Origin of the sequence: uncultured Clostridium sp. (genome assembly GCF_910588715.1) — a bacterium.
Classification (GTDB): Bacteria; Bacillota; Clostridia; order Clostridiales; family Clostridiaceae; genus Clostridium.
On record NZ_CAJURG010000002.1, the window covers coordinates 341984 to 362179 of the forward strand.

Genomic DNA, 20196 nt, shown 5'->3' on the forward strand with positions numbered 1-20196 from the left:
AAATTTAATGATATTAACAAAAGGATAGCCTTATATAACTTAACTCTCCTTAAGTTATATCATTAATTCTTTTATATAAAAATAATTTTTATATATTTATTTAATTGAATAATAATTTCTTAATTTAAATCATAATAGTTATATTCGTAATCATCTTCATAATCATTACTAATATCATCTATTTCATCAGTAAGTCCACATTTTGGAGTTGAATTCTTAAAATTATTTCTCCACTCACCAGTTCTATATTCATAAAGTGATTCCTCTAAAGAATTATAGTCAAATTTACTTTCATCAGGCTCTACGGCATTAAATATAAAATCATGTAAAACTTCCGTATTTTGCTCTTTATCCATTATAAACACCCAACCAATATCTCCACCATAGTTCATATCATCTGATAATTCTGTAAGTGGTATATGAATTTGTTTTGTTTCTAGATTATTAAACTTATAAATCGTATATGCCATATTTAAAGCATCAAAAATATCTATATTAGTATTTATATAATCAAGCATACTATTTACTATACCAAAATATTTTGTTGGCTTAGTCTCTCTTAATTTTTCAGCTACTTTAAATAATACTTCCCTTTGTCTTTCAGTTCTTTCAAATTCATCTCCAACACCTTTTCTTATCCTTGCATAAGATAATGCTTGTTTTCCGTTCAATAATTGCAATCCTGACTCATTAACCGGACAATCATTTCCCCCTGTAGATTCACCTATATATTTATTTAACTCATCTAGTTGATAATCCTTAATATCAATTTCTAAGCCACCCATTTTATCAATTATAGCTTCAAATCCCCAAAAATTTATTATTATATACTTATCTATATTTATATCATAAGTTCTTTGAATTGTATCTTTTAATAACTCTATTCCACCTAAAGCCATTGCTGCATTTAACTTATATGGTCCATAACCTTCAATATCAACTAACGTATCTCTAAATAATGATGTTAACCTTATTTCTTTATTATTATTATCTAAAGTTGCAATTATAATAGAATCCGCTCTTGCACTTTCCTTTAAATCTCTAGCATCCGTTCCTACTAACAATACATTTGTAATTCCTTCTACCTCTTTATATTTTACATCATCTTCATTTTCAATAGCTTTTGCTTCTATTTTATTTGGTTTAGTATATATTTTACTTTTTACATAGCTATAATAACCTATAGCTGTTCCTAAAATAATAGCAAACACAATTAATATAACAGAGACTATTATTCTGTTTCTTAAGAAATTTATTTTTTTCTTTTTTCTCACCCTTGTTGACCTCCCTATGTCATTAACCTACCCCCATTTTCTTATTTTAACATATTTATTACAATTTATGTATATTTTTTATTATATAGTTATAAATTTACAATAAGCTACAGTTATAATTCAAATTCATATATAGCTTAAATAATAAATTCTCAAATAAAAAAAGATTGTAAGAAAAATTCTTACAATCTTATAATTTCAATTACTTTCTGTTGTTTTGTTGAGCTTTTCTTGCTCTTCTACAATCAACGCATCTTACTGGTTCGTTATCGAATCCTTTTTCTTTGTAGAAAGCTTGCTCTCCTTCAGTGAATAAAAATTCTTTTCCGCAGTCTCTGCATACAATAGTCTTATCTGCCATTATAAATTCCTCCATTTTCTTAAGATTTATCATGGTTAATAACATATCTCTTGAATAGGAGAAATTTTATTAATCTACTTTAAATCTTTTAAATAGTCAAACAACTTGACTTATGTTCTCATTATAACACATATATTTTATTTTACAACACTTTTATAAAGTTTATTCTTTTTTTACATTTTTTTATTTTAGTAAGTAGATTCTATCAAAATTATAATATTTATTTTTTATATAAACACTTCTTAAATTAAATTTTATTATTTAAATATTTACAAAAAAATACTGGATAAATTCATCCCTTATCCAGTATCAATAAGATTATTTATTTTAATGTTCTAAACTCATATCCTAATGAATCTAAATAATCTATAATTTGCTGTAATGATTGTGCTGTTGCTTTTTTTGAGTTTGTATCATGCATTAATATAACTAATACATCATCATTTCCAGCTAAATCATTTATAGTTCCTTTTAATCTGCTTACCAATTGTTCAGCTGTTCTATCATTACATTCAGCATCTCCGTTAACAACATTCCAATCTACATAGCAATACCCATTCTCTTCTAAAATAGGATCTAACGCCTTAGTATTCCATGACATATGACCACCTGGCAATCTAATAACTTTAGTAGAAAAATCATTTCCTAAAACTGACTTCATTACATTTTCTGATCTTTCCATATCATTTATTAAAGCTACTGGATTTGCAACTCTTCCAGGATACAATATACTATAATTATGACAATATCCATGATTTCCTATAGCGTGTCCTTCAATAACCATTTCTTTTAGCAATTCCTTTTGTATATCGCCTTTTTCCACGTTACTTCCTAATATAAAAAAAGTAGCTTTTATATCATTAGTTTTAAGTGTTTCTAATATTTGATGTGTTACTTCTGTAGAAGGTCCATCATCAAACGTTAAGTATGCAACCTTTTTACCATCTTCCCTTAAATAATTCCACTTATTAAGCATTTTTTCTATATCCTTAGCATTATCAGCATATAAATCATTTTTATAAGAATTATATAATAACCCTTCTTTGTTTGTAACAGTATTAATATTTTCTTTTTGCTTTGTTTCTTCCTTATTTATATCATCATTATAATTATTAATATTTATTCTTGTCTTATTGTTATTTATATCTATAATAGTTTTAGCTGTGGCCTCCTTATTATTTACAGCTCCTACACTAAGCATAGCTACTAATAATAAGCTTGCTATCTTAGAATTACTTTTTATAACACTTATTTTTTGACCATTATATTTATCTTCAGCTAATTTATTCATTTTAAAAATTCCCCTAACTACAATTTTATAACATCTCATATATTTCTTTCTATACTTCTATTATGCCTATATATAACAAAAATTAATTTACAAAAAGATTACAACACGATTGTAATTTATGGAATTAATCCACTTTTTTCCTCAATATAATTAATTATCTATAATATAAACAATAAATAATAAGATAGCATAGCAAAATTCTCATTTAAATAATTTCTTAATAAAAATTTTATATAATAAAAAAGAGCTGGATCATATTAATTAAAATTTCAATATGATATAGCTCTCTTTATTTATAGTATATAATTATATAAACGGATTATAGAATCTACCACCATTTACTATGCTTGCAATTATAGCAATTATTAATACAAAACTAACTATAGCTATAGAAATATAATCACCTTTTTTAAATGACCTTCCATTATACCAAGTACGTTTTTTATTGCTTCCAAAGGCTCTTAATTCCATGGCTGAACTTATAGTTTCTATTCTATCTAAGCTTGAAAATATTAATGGCATTAATATAGATGCCGAATTTTTAATTCTCTTTGTTAACTTTTCCTTTTTAGACATATCTATTCCTCTAGCTTGTTGAGCAAAAGCTATATCTTGATAGTCACGTTGAACATCTGGTATATATCTTAAAGCTATAGAAACTGAATATGCAATTTTATAATTTACACCTATTTTATTTAATGATGCTGCAAATTCACTTGGATTAGTGGCAACCATAAATAATAATGCCATAGGTATTATAGAAAAATACTTTAAAGTTATATTAAATTGATAAAACAATTGTTGAGCTGTTAGAGTATATGGTCCAGCAATCTTAAATAAATTTGTTCTACTTCCATATATTTGGACACCTTCATAAGGTGAAAATATAAATATGGCTATATTATTTATCAGTAAAAAAACTAATATAAAATAAAGCACAAATGAAATTTGTTTAAACTCTACTTTTGAAATTTTAAATGCAATTATACTTAAAATAAACATTCCCAAAAGTACACGAGTATCATATGTAATCATTGAAGCTAAAGACCAAATAATTAAAACTATTAACTTTGATGCTCCTGTTAGTCTATGTATAGGCGAATCTATATTTGAATATCCAAGCATTGTACTCATATTTTTCTAATCCTCCTATCATAATCAATAAACTTCTTAACAAATCCTCTAGGATTATCTAGTCTAGCTTTTATTGCTAATTCATATAAAGATGTTTCCTTTAAATTTGCTTTTTCTATTACCTCTTTATCAGTAAGAACATTAGAAGCTATATCATCAGCTAACTTTATTCCATTTGATAACACAATTGCTCTATTAGTATATTCAAGCATTAAGTGCATATCATGAGTTATCATTATTATTGTTACACCCCTTTGATTTAGTTCCTTTAAAAACTCCATAATCTCAGTATAGTGTTTAAAATCTTGCCCTGCCGTAGGTTCATCTAAAATAATAATCTCAGGATTTAAAACTAATATTGATGCAATTGTTACACGCTTTTTTTGCCCAAAGCTTAAAGCTGAAATTGGCCAATTACGGAATTCATATAATCCACAAACCTTAAGCGTTTCAAAAACCCTATTTTTAATTTTCTCTTCAGAAATACCCCTAGCTTTAAGACCTAAAGCTACTTCATCAAAAATCATAGTTTTTGATATCATTTGGTTTGGATTTTGCATTACCATTCCAATTTTTTCTGCACGCTCTTTAATAGTATCATTAACTAAGTCTCTATTATTAAATAATATCTGACCGTCAGTTGGTTTATAAAATCCACATACTAACTTAGAAATTGTTGATTTACCTGCACCATTTCTTCCAACAATACTAACCATTTCACCTTTATTAACTTTAAAAGAAATTCCGTGTAATATTTCCTTTCCTGATTCATAAGAAAATTTTACATTTCTCATTTCAAGAATAGTTTCATTATGTACTTTTTGTTTATCTTCTATAGCACCTTCATACCAAGTCTTTAATTTCTCCTTACAAGTATCTATATTTAATGTATCAATATGCTCTGGTCTCATCTCTGGTTTTATATCACATCCTGCATATTTTAGTGCAGTAATATATAACGGTTCACGTATTCCAGTTTCCTTTAATAAATTTGAACTCAATAATTCTGCTGGTTTTATATCTGCTGCTATTTTCCCATCATCAATAACTATTATTCTATCTACTGGTAAGTGTAGTACATCCTCTAATCTATGTTCTATTATTAATATAGTTTTATTTGTTTCCTTTTGAATTTTATCTATTAATTCAATAGCACTTTTTCCCGTTGCAGGATCTAAGCTTGCTAAAGGTTCATCAAATAAAAGTATATCCACTTCTCCAACCATAACCCCCGCTAGTGTTACACGTTGCTTTTGACCTCCTGATAAACTATAGGGAGCAGAATCTAAATGAGTATCTATCCCTACAATTTCAGAGACAATTTTAACCTTTTCTTTCATTTTCTCTTGTGATACACAATCATTTTCTAATTTAAAAGCTATATCTTCAGCAACTGTTAATCCTATAAATTGACCATCTGGATCCTGAAGAACCGTTCCTACTGAATTTGATAATTCAAATACACTCATTTTTTTAGTTTCTTTTCCATTAACTTTTAAGCTTCCAGAAATTTCACCTTCATTAGAAAATGGTACTATTCCATTTATACAATTTGAAAGAGTACTTTTTCCTGAACCTGATGGTCCTACTATAAGTACTTTTTCTCCTTCATATATAGTTAAATTTATATTATTTAATGTTGGCTTTGCTTGAGCTCTGTATTGAAAAGTAAAATCCACGAACTCAATTACAGGTTTTTTCATAGCAAATCTCCTCGTCTTTTTTTCTTTTAATACTCTTTATCTAAGCTTCCTGTTTTTATCTTAGTTTTAGCATAAGTATGTAATAATATAGTTGCCAGCACAGCAACTGTAATTGAATTTGATATTGCCGCTATAGTACCTTGTAAATAAACTTTATTTGCAGGTTCTGCGTATATAACTATATCTAATGTTGGTGCTACTAATATCCATGCTAGTGCATTTGCAATTATTTGATATATGTTAAAAATAATAATTTGTTTTTTTTCAAAAATTCCTCCATCTATTTTTAACCTTTTTGCTGAAAATCCTATAACAAGTCCAACAACTCCAGATGCAATAACCCAACTAAACCATGGCATGCCATAAAAAACCAAATCCTTTAAAGTATGACCTATAAAACCTATTGCAAAACCGGCTATTGGCCCGTAAATAACTGACATTAATGCTAAAAGCGCATAGCTAGTTTCAATACTAGTATTAGGTATTCCTGTTGGAATAGAACCAAATCTTCCTAGTATCATAAATACTGCCGCTCCAATACCAATTGCAACAATTGTCCTAATTGACAGCTTGTTTCTCATTCTAACGTCTCCTTTATAAATAATATTATATGAATATTATTATAATTAACTTTATTTTAAATTCGTATTATGTCGAAATTTATCTATTTTTATATTTTAGCAATACCTTAAAATTATACTTTTATATTATTTTCTAGTCAATGGTTTTGTAATTTCATTTCTATAAAAACTATTAGAAATTAACTTAAAATAATTAGAATAAATCACTCTAAAATATAAAGCATAAAAAAGTTGTCCAATTAAAATTGGACAACTTTTTTTGTATTTTATTTAGTTTAATACGTGAGTTCCTTCACCTATATTGCTAGTATAAAATGATGGTGTAATTCCAGTAACATTTTCATATGCTAATGATACCTTTTCTTTAAACTCTTCAACTTTAGAATTGTTAACTAAAGCAATAGCACATCCTCCAAATCCAGCACCTGTCATTCTAGCCCCAATACATCCATCTATTTTTAAAGCTTCATGAACTAAAGTGTCAAGATGAAGGCCTGTAACTTCATAATCATTTTCAAGAGACATATGAGATGCTGTTAATAACTTACCAAAACCTAATATATCATTGTCTTTTAACATTTCCATACTTCTCTTAACTCTTTCATTTTCAGTAACAACATGTATAGCTCTTCTCTTTATAACTTCATCAGAAATAAATGTTTCAATATCATCAAGTGTTGCTTCACAAAGATTTGATAATTTTTCAACCTTATTTTCATTTATAATCTCAAGAGCCTTTTCACATTCTGCTCTTCTTTCATTATATTTTGAATCAGCAAGTTCTCTTCTTTTATTAGTGCTCATTATAACTAAACTATAGTCTCCTAAATTTAAAGGTGCATACTCATAATGAAGAGAATCACAATCTAAAAGTATTGCATGATCTTTTTTCCCAACTGCAACTGCAAACTGATCCATTATTCCACAGTTAACACCAACAAATTCATTTTCAACCTTTTGGCAAAGCTTAGATACTTCAACTCTATCAATTTGTTCTTTATTTTCTAAATAAAGTATTATATATGCCATTAAAACTTCAAGAGCTGCTGAAGATGAAAGGCCTGCTCCATCTGGAATATTACTATATAAAACTATATCCATTCCTGATACCTCATGTCCTAAATCCATAAGTGCCTTTACAACGCCCTTTGGATAATTTCCCCAATCATCTTCTTTTTTGTAAACTAAATCTTCACTTAAATCAAAAATCACTTCTCCAGCAACATTCTTTGATCTCATTCTTATTTTATTATCATCTCTTAATGATAATGCAGCATAAATTCCAACTGTTAATGCTCCTGGAAATACAAATCCACCATTATAATCTATATGTTCTCCTATTAAATTAACTCTTCCTGGAGATAAAAATGTTTTTATTTCTCTATTATCTACTCCATATTCACTTTTAAATAATTCTATCATTCTTTCTCTATTCATTTTACTTTTCAACCTCTCTTATATTATATTTAAAGTACTGTACTTAAAAACTTTTCTAACCCAGCTTGTCCTTTTTCAGTTCTCTTAAATACCCCCGCATCTTCAAGAACTCTTGCAAATATACTACCTACTTCAGCCTTTAATAACTCTTTAGCTTCATCATAAGTTAATGAAGATGTTTCAGAAAGCATTCTTTCTATCCATGAAATATGCTTATTAATTTCATTATTATTTTCTGCCTCTTCTCTATTGTAATTCATATCACCACAAAGAATTTTAGCTATAATATCTAATTCTTTTTCCAGTCTTCCTGGTAAAACAGCAAGTCCCATAACTTCAATAAGTCCTATATTTTCTTTCTTTATATGGTGAAGTTCCTTATGAGGATGGAATATTCCATCTGGGTGCTCTTCTGAAGTTCTATTGTTTCTTAAAACTATATCTAGCTCAAAAGCCTCACCTTTTCTTCTTGCAATTGGAGTTACTGTATTATGTGGCACATCACCTGTAAATGCTAATATATCATTTTCTTCATCAGAATAATTTTCCCATGCTTCAAATATATCCATAGCTAAATCTATAACTCTATTTTTATCATTTCCCTTTATTCTAATTACAGACATAGGCCACTTAACAGTTCCAACTTCAATATCTTCATACTTTCTGCTTTCATAATATTTTTCTACGAAGGCCTTTTCCATTGGAAATTCATGTCTTCCACCTTGATAGTGGTCGTGAGTTAGTATTGAACCACCTACAATAGGTAAATCTGCATTAGAACCTATAAAGTAATGTGGTAAAACTTCTGTAAACTCAACTAATCTTTCAATTGAATTTCTTGTTAATCTCATAGGTTCATGCTCTCCACTAAAAACAATGCAATGTTCATTATAATAAACATATGGAGAATACTGTAAAAACCATTCTTTATTAGTTAATGTCATAGGAATAATTCTATGATTTTGTCTTGCTGGATGATTTATTCTTCCTGCATATCCTACATTCTCTTTACACAATAAGCACTTTGGATATGATACTTGTTTCATAAGCTTTGCCTTAGCTATTTCCTTTGGATCCTTTTCTGGTTTTGATAAATTAACCGTGATTTCTAAATCTCCATACTCAGTTTTAGTTGGCCACCAAAGATTTTTAGCTATTCTTTCTGTCATTATATAATTTGAAGCCTTACTTAAGTCATAAAACCAGTCTGTAGCTACTTCCTTAGACTCATTTTCATACTTTTCATAAAAAGTTTTAACAACTTCACCTTCTCTTGGCATTAATAAACCCATTATTCTTGCATCAAATAAGTCTCTAAAAGTTGCCGTGTTTTCTTCTATTAATCCTGTTTCAAAGGCATAATCTAATATATTTTCTAATATTTTAACTGCATTTTCTTCTACACTATCTTCAATTTCGCCTTCATAAGGTCCATCTAACTTTAATAAATCTATAAGTGCATTTCTTGCTGGAATTACATCCCACTTAGAAATCATATTCTTTTTTAAAACAAATTTTAAAAGCCTCTCAATTTCATAACCAATATTATTCATAATCTTCACCATCCACTCTTTATAATTTAATACCCTAAAAATATTTTTAATTAATATAAAAGTTTAGTTTTTATTAATACCGTTAAATATTTCTTGAATAACTAGTGTTGCTGCTCCTATAACAGAAGCATCTCTTCCTAATAAACTTCTAATTATTCTTACATTTTCACTAGATAATTTAAATCCTCTATTTTTTACTATTTCACTTAAAGTATCAATTGCATATGTTGTATTTTCAAATATCTCTCCAACAACTACTATTGCTGTAGGGTTTAATATATTTATCAAATTTGTAATAGCAATTCCAATATATCTAGCAGCTTCTTTTAATACTGTTATAGACATTTCATCACCATTTTTAGCTGCATTGCATATATCTTCTATTGTTAAATTATTTATATTATCTATATCTTTAATAAGTGAGCTACTGACTCCCTGTTTTATAAGCTTGATAGCTTTTTTAGTTATATTATTATTAGATGCAACTGTTTCTAAGCAACCATAATTTCCACAGTTACACTTATCTCCATCTAACTCTACTGCTATATGTCCTATTTCTCCAGCACTAAAATCAACACCATAATAAGGTGTATTATTTATAATAATTCCAGCACCTATACCATTTGATATATTTAAAGTTACAAAGTTTGAAATATCCTTTGTTGCTCCAAATAAACTTTCTCCTAGAGCCATAGCTCTTACATCATTGTCTACATATATAGCTAGTTGTAATTCGTCCTCTAGCCTTTTCTTTATATTTATATTTTTCCATCCATAATACAAAGAATGTATAGACTCTCCTGACTTTGCATTTACTATACCATGTAATGCTACTCCTGCTCCTAATATATTCTTTCTCTCTATATTGCTTAATTCAATCACTTCGTTAATTAAATTAACTAACTCTGCAAAAACTAAGTTATAATCATATCTTTCATCGCCTATTATCATGGACTTTTTACTAATTATTTTAACTGAAAGATTAGTTATAACTACATCTATAACTCCAACCCCTATACCTATACCTATTACATATCTAGCATCTGGATTAAGTTCTAATATTATTGGAGGCCTTCCACCACTCGATTCTCCAATTTTACTCTCTATAAGAAATTTATCCTCAATTAATATTTTCGTTATATTTGTAACACTAGCTGGAGTTAATCCTGTTAACTTTGCAATTTCTGCACGTGATAGACTTCCATTGTCTCTTATAACTCTAAGAACTGCTGAAACATTTAACTGCTTCATTAATTCAAAACTACCTTTTAATACTTCGCTCATCTTCTCACTTCTTTATTAATTATTTTAATAAAGTCCTTAAAAAATTTTTTAAGACCTTTGAAATTGTTTTCTTAATTTAATATTATCATATCTTTATTTTTTGTCAATATTATTTAAATTAAATTTACCTAAAAAAGTCCTCTTTTGTTATAAAAACAATTAAATTAATAAAACTGTTTTTACAAAAGAGGACAAGTTTATAATATAAATTAAATTATTTATTTTTCTAATAAAATACTATATTCATTTAAGAATTTTATATACTTTAAAAGAAAAGCTTTCTATATCTATGTTATTTAAATCTTCAATATCTTCAGTAATTAAGTTTATAGCTTTTAACTTTGAATTAATATTTAAAAAAGTACGATTATCACTATTATTAAATACACATAAAATTTCTTGATTATCTAAAACTCTTTTAAAAATTATAACATTATTCTTACAATAAACTTCTTCAAAACTTCCATAAGTAAAAACTTTATTGTTTTTTCTAATATTAATTAAATTTTTATAAAAATTAATTAAATCTATATTTTGCTTATCCTTTTCCCAAATCATGCACTTTCTATTTTTAGGATCCTCTGCCCCATCTAATCCTACTTCATCTCCATAATATATATATGGAACACCTATATATAAAAATTGATATGCTATTGCAAGTTTTATCTTATCAATATTTCCATTACATTCGTTATAAATTCTTTTTGTATCATGACTTCCAATCAAATTCCACATTTGTTTAGTTATACTATCCATATATAAAACTCTATTTTCAGCCATTATATCTAAAAACTCTCTTCCACTTATAATTCCCTTTGCAAAGAAATCTATAATAGCATTTTTAAAAGGATAATTCATTATTCCATCTAATTGATCTCCTTTTAGAAAAGAGTTAGCCTCATGCATTATTTCTCCAATTATTATTGCATCACTTTTAGTAGATTTAATCTTCTTTCTAAACTCTCTCCAAAACTCATGTCCAACTTCATCACAAACATCAAGTCTCCACCCGTCTATTCCAACTTCTTTAATCCAAAACTCACCTACTTTTAATAAATAATCTCTTACTTCCTTATTATTAGTATTAAGTTTTGGCATATCTTCTGCTCCATTAGCAAAAGTATAGTATTTATTCTTAGATTTTTTTACTGGCCATGAATCTATAAAATACCAATCTTTATAATTAGATTCTTTTTGATTTTTTATTAAATCCTTAAAAGCAAAAAAGTTTGAACCTGAATGATTAAATACAGCATCAAAAACTATTTTAATTCCTAGGTTATGTGCCTTTTCTACCATTTCTTTTGCTTCTTCTATAGTTCCAAAATGAGGATCTATATCAAAATAATCCTCAATATTATACTTATGATTCGTATTAGATTTAAACACTGGTGTAAGATAAATTAAATTTACCCCTAAATCTTTTAGATAAGGTAGTTTTTCTATTATCCCACGCAAATCTCCACCATAAATACTATTTTCATCAACTTCACCCTTCCCCCATTCATTTGTATTTTCACTATTTATAGATGGATTTCCATTACAAAATCTATCAGGGAATATTTGATAAACAATTGCTTCCTTTAACCATTTAACCTCTTTATATAAATCTTCTTCTGCAATATAAGGGAATTGAAACGAATTCATATCATTGTATTTAAATTCTGGATTTACAAATCCCCTTTCATTATATTTAAAACTCTCATCATTCATATCAATAAATTCAAAATAATATCTATATCTATTTCTAAAAGATGATATTTCTGTTTGATAATATGTGAAAAGCTCTGTTTCTGCAACTATTTTCATCGGCTTTTTCTTATATGGATTTTTTACATCATATCTATCTTTATAATAAATATAACATTCCTTAATATCATCCCTTGCCACTCTTACTCTTACACTTAAAGTATCCTTATTCTTTCCGTATGAATAAGGAGTATCTAAAACATGAAAAACAGCATATTTATTCATAAAATTCACCTCTCCCTTTTAAAATATTTATATAATTATTATAAAATTTTCCATATTAATTAATTGTATATTTATAATATAATATATATATAATTAATGTAATTTTTTATTGTATATAGGGGGTAATATTATGTATGAAAGTTTTATTTCTGACTTAAATATTTTTAGTAATGAATTTTCTTCTTTGATTGATACTAGTGATAGACCTGCTATTCTCCATAAAATTAAACAAAAGCACATTGGAGAGCTAGATGATGAATTAAATATAGAAGATAAAAAAATTGATTTATATATATGGAATGCAATATTTTCTAAAGAAATTATAAGACATGGTATTTCAAAAAAATATCTTCATACTCTTTATAATAAATATTATATTAAAATACCAACTCTTACTGATTTAAAGTCTCTTCAAGAGCTTGAGCTAGAGATGGCTGGAGCATATCTTGAATTTTTAATTAGTGATGTAGAAGTTAAGGACAACTTCATAGTAAACAAGCTTCTTCAACACCTACATATGAATATAGAAAGTTTTATGTCACTTGAGAAAATATCTGAACATCTTGGAATAACTCCTGAATATGCCTCAACCTGCTTTAAAAAACATATGGGAATATCATTGATGAAGTATTCTAAAAAAATCAAAATAGATAGAGCTAAAGTCTTATTGCTTACAACAAATAAAAGTATGCTTGATATAGCACTATCACTTGGTTTTTATGATCAAAGCCATTTTTCGAAAACCTTTAAATCCTTTGAAGGAACTTCTCCTTCAAAATTCCGAAATACACACTACAATTAAACCAAAAAATATAAAGAGAAAAAATTAAATGATAATTTTTTCTCTTTATTAAATCTTATATTATCTTTTCGCCTTTTCAACTCGAAGTTTTTTTCCTTTTATAGTTGAATCTTTAAGTCCTGCTATAACCTTATTTCCTTTTCCATTTAAAATATCTACATAAGAAACAGTGTCTTGAACATCTATTATTCCAATATCCTCTGCTGTTATCCCTTCTATTTTAGATATTGCTCCAACAAAGTCTCCTGCTCTTAACTTTTTCTTTTTACCACCATTAAAGTATAATTTAGTTATATTTTTATTTATAACCTTAGCTTTTTCGTTTTTAGCCTTTGGTTTAGATTTTAAAGCTTTTATAGCTCCCTCTCTTTTTTCTTTATTTACTTCTATAAATTCTCCCACAACTGGAATTTCAAAACTTATGTACTCTTGAATCATATCTAAAAGCCTATCTTCATATTGGTTAACAAAAGAAATAGCTTTTCCCTTTGCTCCTGCTCTACCTGTTCTTCCTATACGATGAACATAAGCTTCTTTTTCAACAGGTAAATCATAATTTATTACATGAGTAATTCCTTCTACATCAATTCCTCTTGCTGCCACATCTGTTGCCACTAATATTTTAAAATTACCCTTTTTAAACTTATCCATAACATCAAGTCTTTCTTTTTGAAGCATTCCACCATGAATTTTGTTTACAGAGTATCCTTTTTTATTTAAGTTTTCAAACACCTTATCAACATTCTCTTTTGTTTTACAAAAAACAACTGCTGTTTCTGGAACTTCACTTATTAAAAGTTTGCTTAAATTATCTAACTTATAAAATTCTTCAAACCTATATAACTCATGTTTTATATTGTCCGTTATTAATTTTTGAGATTTAATTTCAATACTACTAGGATTATTCATATATGCTTTGCATAATCCCATTACCTCCTCTGGGATAGTAGCTGAAAATAACAATGTTTGTCTATTTTTATTTAATACATTTATTATATCTCTAACTTGATCTATAAATCCCATATTAAGCATTTCATCAGCTTCATCTATTACTAAATATTTTATGTTTGAAATATCTAGTGTATTTCTATCAATATGATCAAAGACCCTACCTGGAGTACCAACAACTATATGAGTTTTTTGTTTTAATTCTCTTGCTTGATCAGAAAAAGGTTGTTTACCAAATACTGCAACTGATCTTATTCTTTTAAATCTTCCTATATTACTTAACTCTTCCTTAACCTGAATTGCTAATTCTCTAGTTGGTGTTAAAATTAAAACTTGTGGTTTACTGTCATTCCAAAGTACCTTCTCACATAATGGTATTCCAAAAGCAGCCGTTTTTCCACTTCCTGTTTGTGATTTAACTACAATATCCTTTCCTAAAATTATTTCAGGTATAACCTTACTTTGAACATCTGAAGGATTAGTATAACCTATACCATCTAACGCTTTTATTATTTCATCACACAAATTATATTTCTTAAATTTATTTTCCAAATATACTTACCTCATCTTTATAAAGTTTATTATTTATTTAATTAGTATAACCTATATTTGACTTAATTAGATACAATTTAATAATTAAAATGTTAATTCTTAAAATAAATTTTTATACATTTCAATAAAAATCTTATAATTAAAAGAAGTTGTATCCTATTAAATTTTTTTAATTCAATAGAAGCACAACTTCCTTTGATATTTTTAAGCCTTTAAAAACTCTTCAATATTTAATAACTTTTTAAATTCATCTAATCCAATTCTATCAATATAGTTTCCAAGTCTTTCTCTTCCTTGACCATTTTCTGCATAAATATCTATTACTTTTTCCACAACTGAGAAAATCTTTTCATCTGGAATATTCATAGCAATTCTATCACCTAATCTTGGAATAACTCCACCTCTTCCTCCAAGGTAAAGAATCCATCCTTTAGGTCCACCTATTAAACCAATATCTCTAGTATGACTATCAGCACAACTATTTGGACATCCACTAACACCTATTTTTAATTTATTAGGAAGATTTCTTCCATGGAATGCTCCATCTAATTTTGCTCCAATAGCTACAGAATCTTGTAATCCTCTCTTACAGAAAGTAGTTCCTGGACATATTTTTACGCTTCTTACACATAAACCTATTGCAGCACCTGGCTTCATTCCTAAATCAGCCCATGCATTATCAATATCTTCTTCCTTTAATCCTACAATAGCAATTCTTTGAGCCCCAGTTACTTTTACCGCAGACGCATTATACTTTTCTGCAACATCTGCAATATCTCTAAGTTGTTTTGGAGTTATAAGTCCTCCAGTTAAATGTGGTGCTATTGCATATGTTTCCATATCTCTTTGTATTACAGCGCCTTTGTCTAATAAGTCTTTCATAAAAAAATTCTCCTCTCGTATAAATACATTTATATTTTCTACTTTCAAAACTTATTTATGTATTGCTAATACAATAAGCCTTGTGCTTCATACTATTTTTATATCATCTATTTAAAAATAAATCCATAAAATTTTAAGTATCTACAACTTATTTATAAAAAATAAACTACTTATAATATAGTAATTATAAGCAGTTTTCCCTTATTTATGTTAAACTTTTACTTATATATTTTATAACAACAAAATTTATCATACTTCATTTTCTTTTATTTATATTGAAGCTTTACCATTTCATTTAATATATAAGCTAATTTAATAGCTTTTATTTCAATAATATTTTCATTTATCTCAAATCTAACTGTTTCAATACTATCAGTTATTGAGTTAATTGCATTTTTTAATTCAATAATATTAAGTTCCTTAGCTTCTTTTCTACCATATCCAATATCATATTTATGAATATTTGCATCTTCCTTTTTAGAAAAAATATTAAGTATACCACATCTATCTGATGCTAATATGTTTTTACCTTTAATATCTTTTTCATCACTTTCAATTGCATATACTAACTTTTTATGGAACTTCATCATTGTAAGTAATATCATTATCTCATATTGACTTTTATCTAAAAATGTTCCTTCTCCTCTATTAACTAAATAAGTATTTAATAAGTCATACGGCACCATAACCATTGTACGCTTACCTTCATCTATAGAAAATTGATATACTCCATTAAATATTCCAAACTTTATAACATTTATTAATTCTTCACCTTGAAGCTTTATTATATATTCTATTTCATCTTTTATAATTCCAAAATGTTTAACAAAATTTTGTGCAAATTCTTTTTCAGAGAAAAACCACATACATGGTAATTTCTTATGATTTAATGCACATAGTGGTCTAGCTTTATTTTCTTTAACTTCATCAATACTTGCACTTCTTGAAGCTATTACATAAACTTCATTTAAGTTTAAAAAGGCATTTAAAACTTCTTCATATTTATTTCTAAACCCCTTAACATCGCTTCTTGGAATTTTTAAAAATTCCTGCATTAAATCCTGATAACTTTTAGCTGTTACTGTATTCATATGTTTCCCCTTCTCTTCCCCTTAAATGTTTACATTTAAATTATACAACAAATATCTACTTACTTTCAATGATAACTACAAATATAAATTATTTTTTACAAATTCAAAGTATAAAATAGTATAATTTTAAGTTTCCATAATAATAGGAATTATAGTTGGACGCCTTTTTGTAGTTTCATAAATATAATTCTCAACAGTTTTTTTAATGTTTCCTTTTAATACATACCATTCAATAACACCCATACTTAAACATTTATCTAATTCATTTACTGATAACTCCTTAACTTTTTTTATAAGTTCTTCTGATTCTTTAACATATACAAATCCTCTTGTAATTACATCTGGTCCTGAAACAATGCTTAAAGTATCCCTTTCAATAGCAACAACAATCGTTACCATTCCATCTTGAGCTAAATGCCTTCTATCACGCAATACAATATTTCCAACATCTCCAACACCTAAACCATCAACAAATATTGCTCCAGTTCTAACTTTACCTTCTTTTTTGCAATCATTTTTAGTGAGCTCTAAAACATTTCCTGTTTCTAATATAAATATATTATTTTTTTTCATTCCTAAACTTTCTGCCAAATCACCATGATGCTTTAAATGTCTATACTCTCCATGAACTGGCATAAAATATTTAGGATTAACTAATGAATGAATAAGCTTTAATTCTTCTTTATAAGCATGACCTGACACATGAACATCTTCTAAATCTTCATATATTACATCTGCACCCTTTCTAAATAATTGATTTATAACTCTTGATATAAGCTTATCATTTCCTGGTATTGGTGATGCAGAAATTATAAAAGTGTCATTATGTTCGATACTTATTTTTCTATGATTTGAAAATGCTATTCTAGCTAATGATGCCATAGGTTCTCCTTGGCTTCCTGTTGTTATTAATGTTATTTTATCATTTTCATATTTTTTTAAATCATTAATACTTACAACTTCACTCTCTGGTATATGTAAATATCCTAACTCCATAGCTACCTTAGATATATTTTCCATACTTCTTCCATTAAAAATTACTTTTCTATTATTTTTAAGAGAAGCATCAGCAATTTGTTGCATTCTATGTATATTAGATGCAAATGTAGCAACTATAACTCGTCCTTTAGCTTTTCCAATAATTCTATCTAATGTTAGTCCAATGCTTTTTTCTGATAATGAATGTCCTTGCCTTTCAACATTAGTGCTATCAGCCATTAATAAAGCTACTCCTTCCTTACCTAAATTAGATATTCTTTGTAAATCCATTCTTTCACCATCTATAGGTGTATAATCTATTTTAAAATCACCTGTGTGAAGTATTATCCCTACAGGTGTAAATATAGCTAAACTACAAGAATCCGCAATACTATGAGTGTTTCTTATAAATTCTACTTTTAGTTTTTTAAATGAAATTATATCTCCTGGCACAACATTATTTAACTTTGCTTCTGATAAAATATTATGTTCTTCAAGCTTTGTTTTAACAATTCCTATTGTTAGCTTAGTTCCATAAAGGGGTACATTAATTTGTTTTAATACATATGGTAATGACCCTATATGATCTTCATGTCCATGTGTTAAAAAAATTCCCTTTATCTTTTCAACATTGTTTTTTAAATAAGTTATATCAGGAATTATTAAGTCAACCCCATACATTTCTTCATCAGGAAATGCTACTCCACAATCAATAACAATAATTTCATCATCACATTCTATAGCCGTAATATTTTTGCCTATTTCCCCCAACCCTCCAAGAGGTATTATTCTAACTTTCTCTTCACTCATCTCAATAAATTCCTTTCATAAAAATATCTAGTACTTCTATATTTATTATTCCTAAACAAATTATTACTTATTCTTTAATTTAAAGTTAAAAGGGAAATAAAATTAAATTTTATTTCCCTTAAACTTTTAAAAACTTATTTTTACCTTAAAATAATTATACTCTTAAAACTTGTCCAGAATATATTAAATTAGGGTTTGATATATCATTTAATGCAACTAAATTAGAAACTGTAGTTCCAAACCTTGCTGCTATTCCGCTTAAAGTATCACCATATCTAACTACATAAGTTCTGATAGCACTTCCACCTTGTGATGACACTCCTGATGAAGTTATTTTCAATACTTGCCCTGTATAGATTAAATTTGGATTTGATATTCCATTTATCCTAGCTAAATTTTGTACAGTAGTTCCAAATCTTGCTGCTATTCCACTTAATGTATCTCCAGACTGTACTACATAAGTTGTTTGATGTTGTTTAGATGATGCTCCACTCTTAACAGTTGTAGAAACTGGAAGTTTTATTACTTCTCCAACATATATTAAATTAGGATTTGATATATGGTTAAGCTGAGCCAATATTTCAACGGTAGTTCCATACCTTAATGCTATTCCACTTAATGTATCTCCAGCTTGAACTACATAAGTTCCACTAAAATTAATTTTCTTTTTTTGCACCTTATTATCTCCATATATTTTCAAAACTTGTCCTACGTGTATTAAATTAGGATTTGATATATTGTTTAATTGAGCTAATGCTTGAACTGTAGTTCCATATCTTTCTGCTATTCCACTTAATGTATTTCCAGGTTGAACTACATAATATTTAACAGCACTATTTTCTGATTCATTATTTCTGTCTCCTGAAATACTAGATTGACTATTTAACAATATTCCACTATTAAAAGTATCTAAATCACAATTTCCACTTACGCCTGGAACATATCCTGTATCTGAATATTGCCATCCTGCATAACTACTTCCCCATATTGGATTACTTTCTGGAGCACTAGTTCCATACTCTGCTATCCACAATGGGTATTTTTCTAATCCATATCCAGGTACAATATTGTTATTTGCAAAACTTGCATAAGTGTATAAAGCTACATCTAATCCAGTGTTAGCTTGAACATCCTCTAAAAATTGATTTGACATACTAGATAATGTTGCTGGCCAATAGCCTCCTGTTTCCTCTAAATCTAACACTAATTTACAGTCACTTTTCATTCCTCTTATAGCATTAGAAAAATATGATGCTTGTGATGATGCTGAAATTGACGGACTAAAAAAATGATAAAAACCAACTAATAATCCATTATTAGTAGCTCCATCATAATATTCTTGAAGATATGGATCTATATAAAAGTTTCCTTCTGTAGCCTTTATATAAACTATTTGTACTCCACTATTTTTTACTGCAGCAAAGTTAACACTACCTTGCCAATTACTAATATCTATACCATTATAAGTTGCCATCTCTTTTTTCTCCTTTCCTAATCTTTTGATTATACTTTATAATATTCATACTAAAAAAGAATAGTGA

16 protein-coding genes are annotated in these 20196 nt (G+C 27.4%); 1 reads left to right on the forward strand and 15 read right to left on the reverse strand.

Annotated elements, in window-relative coordinates; all coding sequences use genetic code 11:
• Nucleotides 1-119: 119 nt before the first annotated feature.
• The 10 genes from QZ321_RS06345 to QZ321_RS06390 form a co-directional block, all read right to left on the reverse strand.
• Nucleotides 120-1274, reverse strand: coding sequence for an LCP family protein (locus QZ321_RS06345; protein WP_291747046.1), 1155 nt, complete (start codon nucleotides 1272-1274; stop codon nucleotides 120-122).
• Between the two features lie 202 nt (nucleotides 1275-1476).
• Entirely contained in the window at nucleotides 1477-1635 is a 159-nt protein-coding gene (locus tag QZ321_RS06350; protein ID WP_133015639.1) for a zinc-ribbon domain-containing protein, read from the reverse strand.
• Between the two features lie 322 nt (nucleotides 1636-1957).
• Nucleotides 1958-2926, reverse strand: a complete 969-nt coding sequence (locus tag QZ321_RS06355) for a polysaccharide deacetylase family protein (protein ID WP_291747048.1) — start codon at nucleotides 2924-2926, stop codon at nucleotides 1958-1960.
• A gap of 306 nt (nucleotides 2927-3232) precedes the next feature.
• Entirely contained in the window at nucleotides 3233-4060 is an 828-nt protein-coding gene (locus QZ321_RS06360; protein ID WP_291739837.1) for an energy-coupling factor transporter transmembrane protein EcfT, read from the reverse strand.
• Entirely contained in the window at nucleotides 4057-5763 is a 1707-nt protein-coding gene (locus tag QZ321_RS06365; protein ID WP_291739839.1) for an ABC transporter ATP-binding protein, read from the reverse strand. The genes QZ321_RS06360 and QZ321_RS06365 overlap by 4 nt, the downstream gene beginning before the upstream one ends.
• A gap of 26 nt (nucleotides 5764-5789) precedes the next feature.
• A complete protein-coding gene (locus QZ321_RS06370) occupies nucleotides 5790-6344 on the reverse strand; it encodes an ECF-type riboflavin transporter substrate-binding protein (RefSeq protein ID WP_291739841.1) in 555 nt (184 codons plus the stop codon).
• A 270-nt stretch (nucleotides 6345-6614) separates the two neighbouring features.
• Nucleotides 6615-7781: a galactokinase gene (locus QZ321_RS06375; RefSeq protein ID WP_291739843.1), complete on the reverse strand. Its 1167-nt coding sequence runs from the start codon at nucleotides 7779-7781 to the stop codon at nucleotides 6615-6617.
• A gap of 29 nt (nucleotides 7782-7810) precedes the next feature.
• Nucleotides 7811-9334, reverse strand: a complete 1524-nt coding sequence (gene galT / locus QZ321_RS06380; protein ID WP_291747052.1) for a UDP-glucose--hexose-1-phosphate uridylyltransferase — start codon at nucleotides 9332-9334, stop codon at nucleotides 7811-7813.
• A gap of 63 nt (nucleotides 9335-9397) precedes the next feature.
• Complete coding sequence (locus tag QZ321_RS06385; RefSeq protein WP_291747056.1) at nucleotides 9398-10618, reverse strand: ROK family transcriptional regulator; 1221 nt, start codon at nucleotides 10616-10618, stop codon at nucleotides 9398-9400.
• 243 nt (nucleotides 10619-10861) lie between these two features.
• Nucleotides 10862-12592 (reverse strand): glycoside hydrolase family 13 protein, encoded by a 1731-nt coding sequence (locus tag QZ321_RS06390; RefSeq protein WP_291747060.1) that lies wholly within the window; start codon nucleotides 12590-12592, stop codon nucleotides 10862-10864.
• 130 nt (nucleotides 12593-12722) lie between these two features.
• Between QZ321_RS06390 and QZ321_RS06395 the strand changes: the two genes are divergently transcribed.
• Complete coding sequence (locus tag QZ321_RS06395) at nucleotides 12723-13394, forward strand: helix-turn-helix transcriptional regulator (protein ID WP_291739852.1); 672 nt, start codon at nucleotides 12723-12725, stop codon at nucleotides 13392-13394.
• Between the two features lie 60 nt (nucleotides 13395-13454).
• Here QZ321_RS06395 and QZ321_RS06400 read toward each other — a convergent pair whose 3' ends face one another.
• The 5 genes from QZ321_RS06400 to QZ321_RS06420 form a co-directional block, all read right to left on the reverse strand.
• A complete protein-coding gene (locus tag QZ321_RS06400; RefSeq protein ID WP_291747062.1) occupies nucleotides 13455-14894 on the reverse strand; it encodes a DEAD/DEAH box helicase in 1440 nt (479 codons plus the stop codon).
• Nucleotides 14895-15098: 204 nt separating this feature from the next.
• Nucleotides 15099-15776, reverse strand: coding sequence for an NAD(P)/FAD-dependent oxidoreductase (locus QZ321_RS06405; RefSeq protein WP_291747066.1), 678 nt, complete (start codon nucleotides 15774-15776; stop codon nucleotides 15099-15101).
• Between the two features lie 266 nt (nucleotides 15777-16042).
• Nucleotides 16043-16867: a hypothetical protein gene (locus QZ321_RS06410; protein WP_291747069.1), complete on the reverse strand. Its 825-nt coding sequence runs from the start codon at nucleotides 16865-16867 to the stop codon at nucleotides 16043-16045.
• A 126-nt stretch (nucleotides 16868-16993) separates the two neighbouring features.
• Complete coding sequence (locus QZ321_RS06415) at nucleotides 16994-18655, reverse strand: ribonuclease J (protein ID WP_291739860.1); 1662 nt, start codon at nucleotides 18653-18655, stop codon at nucleotides 16994-16996.
• 154 nt (nucleotides 18656-18809) lie between these two features.
• Entirely contained in the window at nucleotides 18810-20129 is a 1320-nt protein-coding gene (locus tag QZ321_RS06420) for a LysM peptidoglycan-binding domain-containing protein (protein ID WP_291739862.1), read from the reverse strand.
• Nucleotides 20130-20196: the final 67 nt, after the last annotated feature.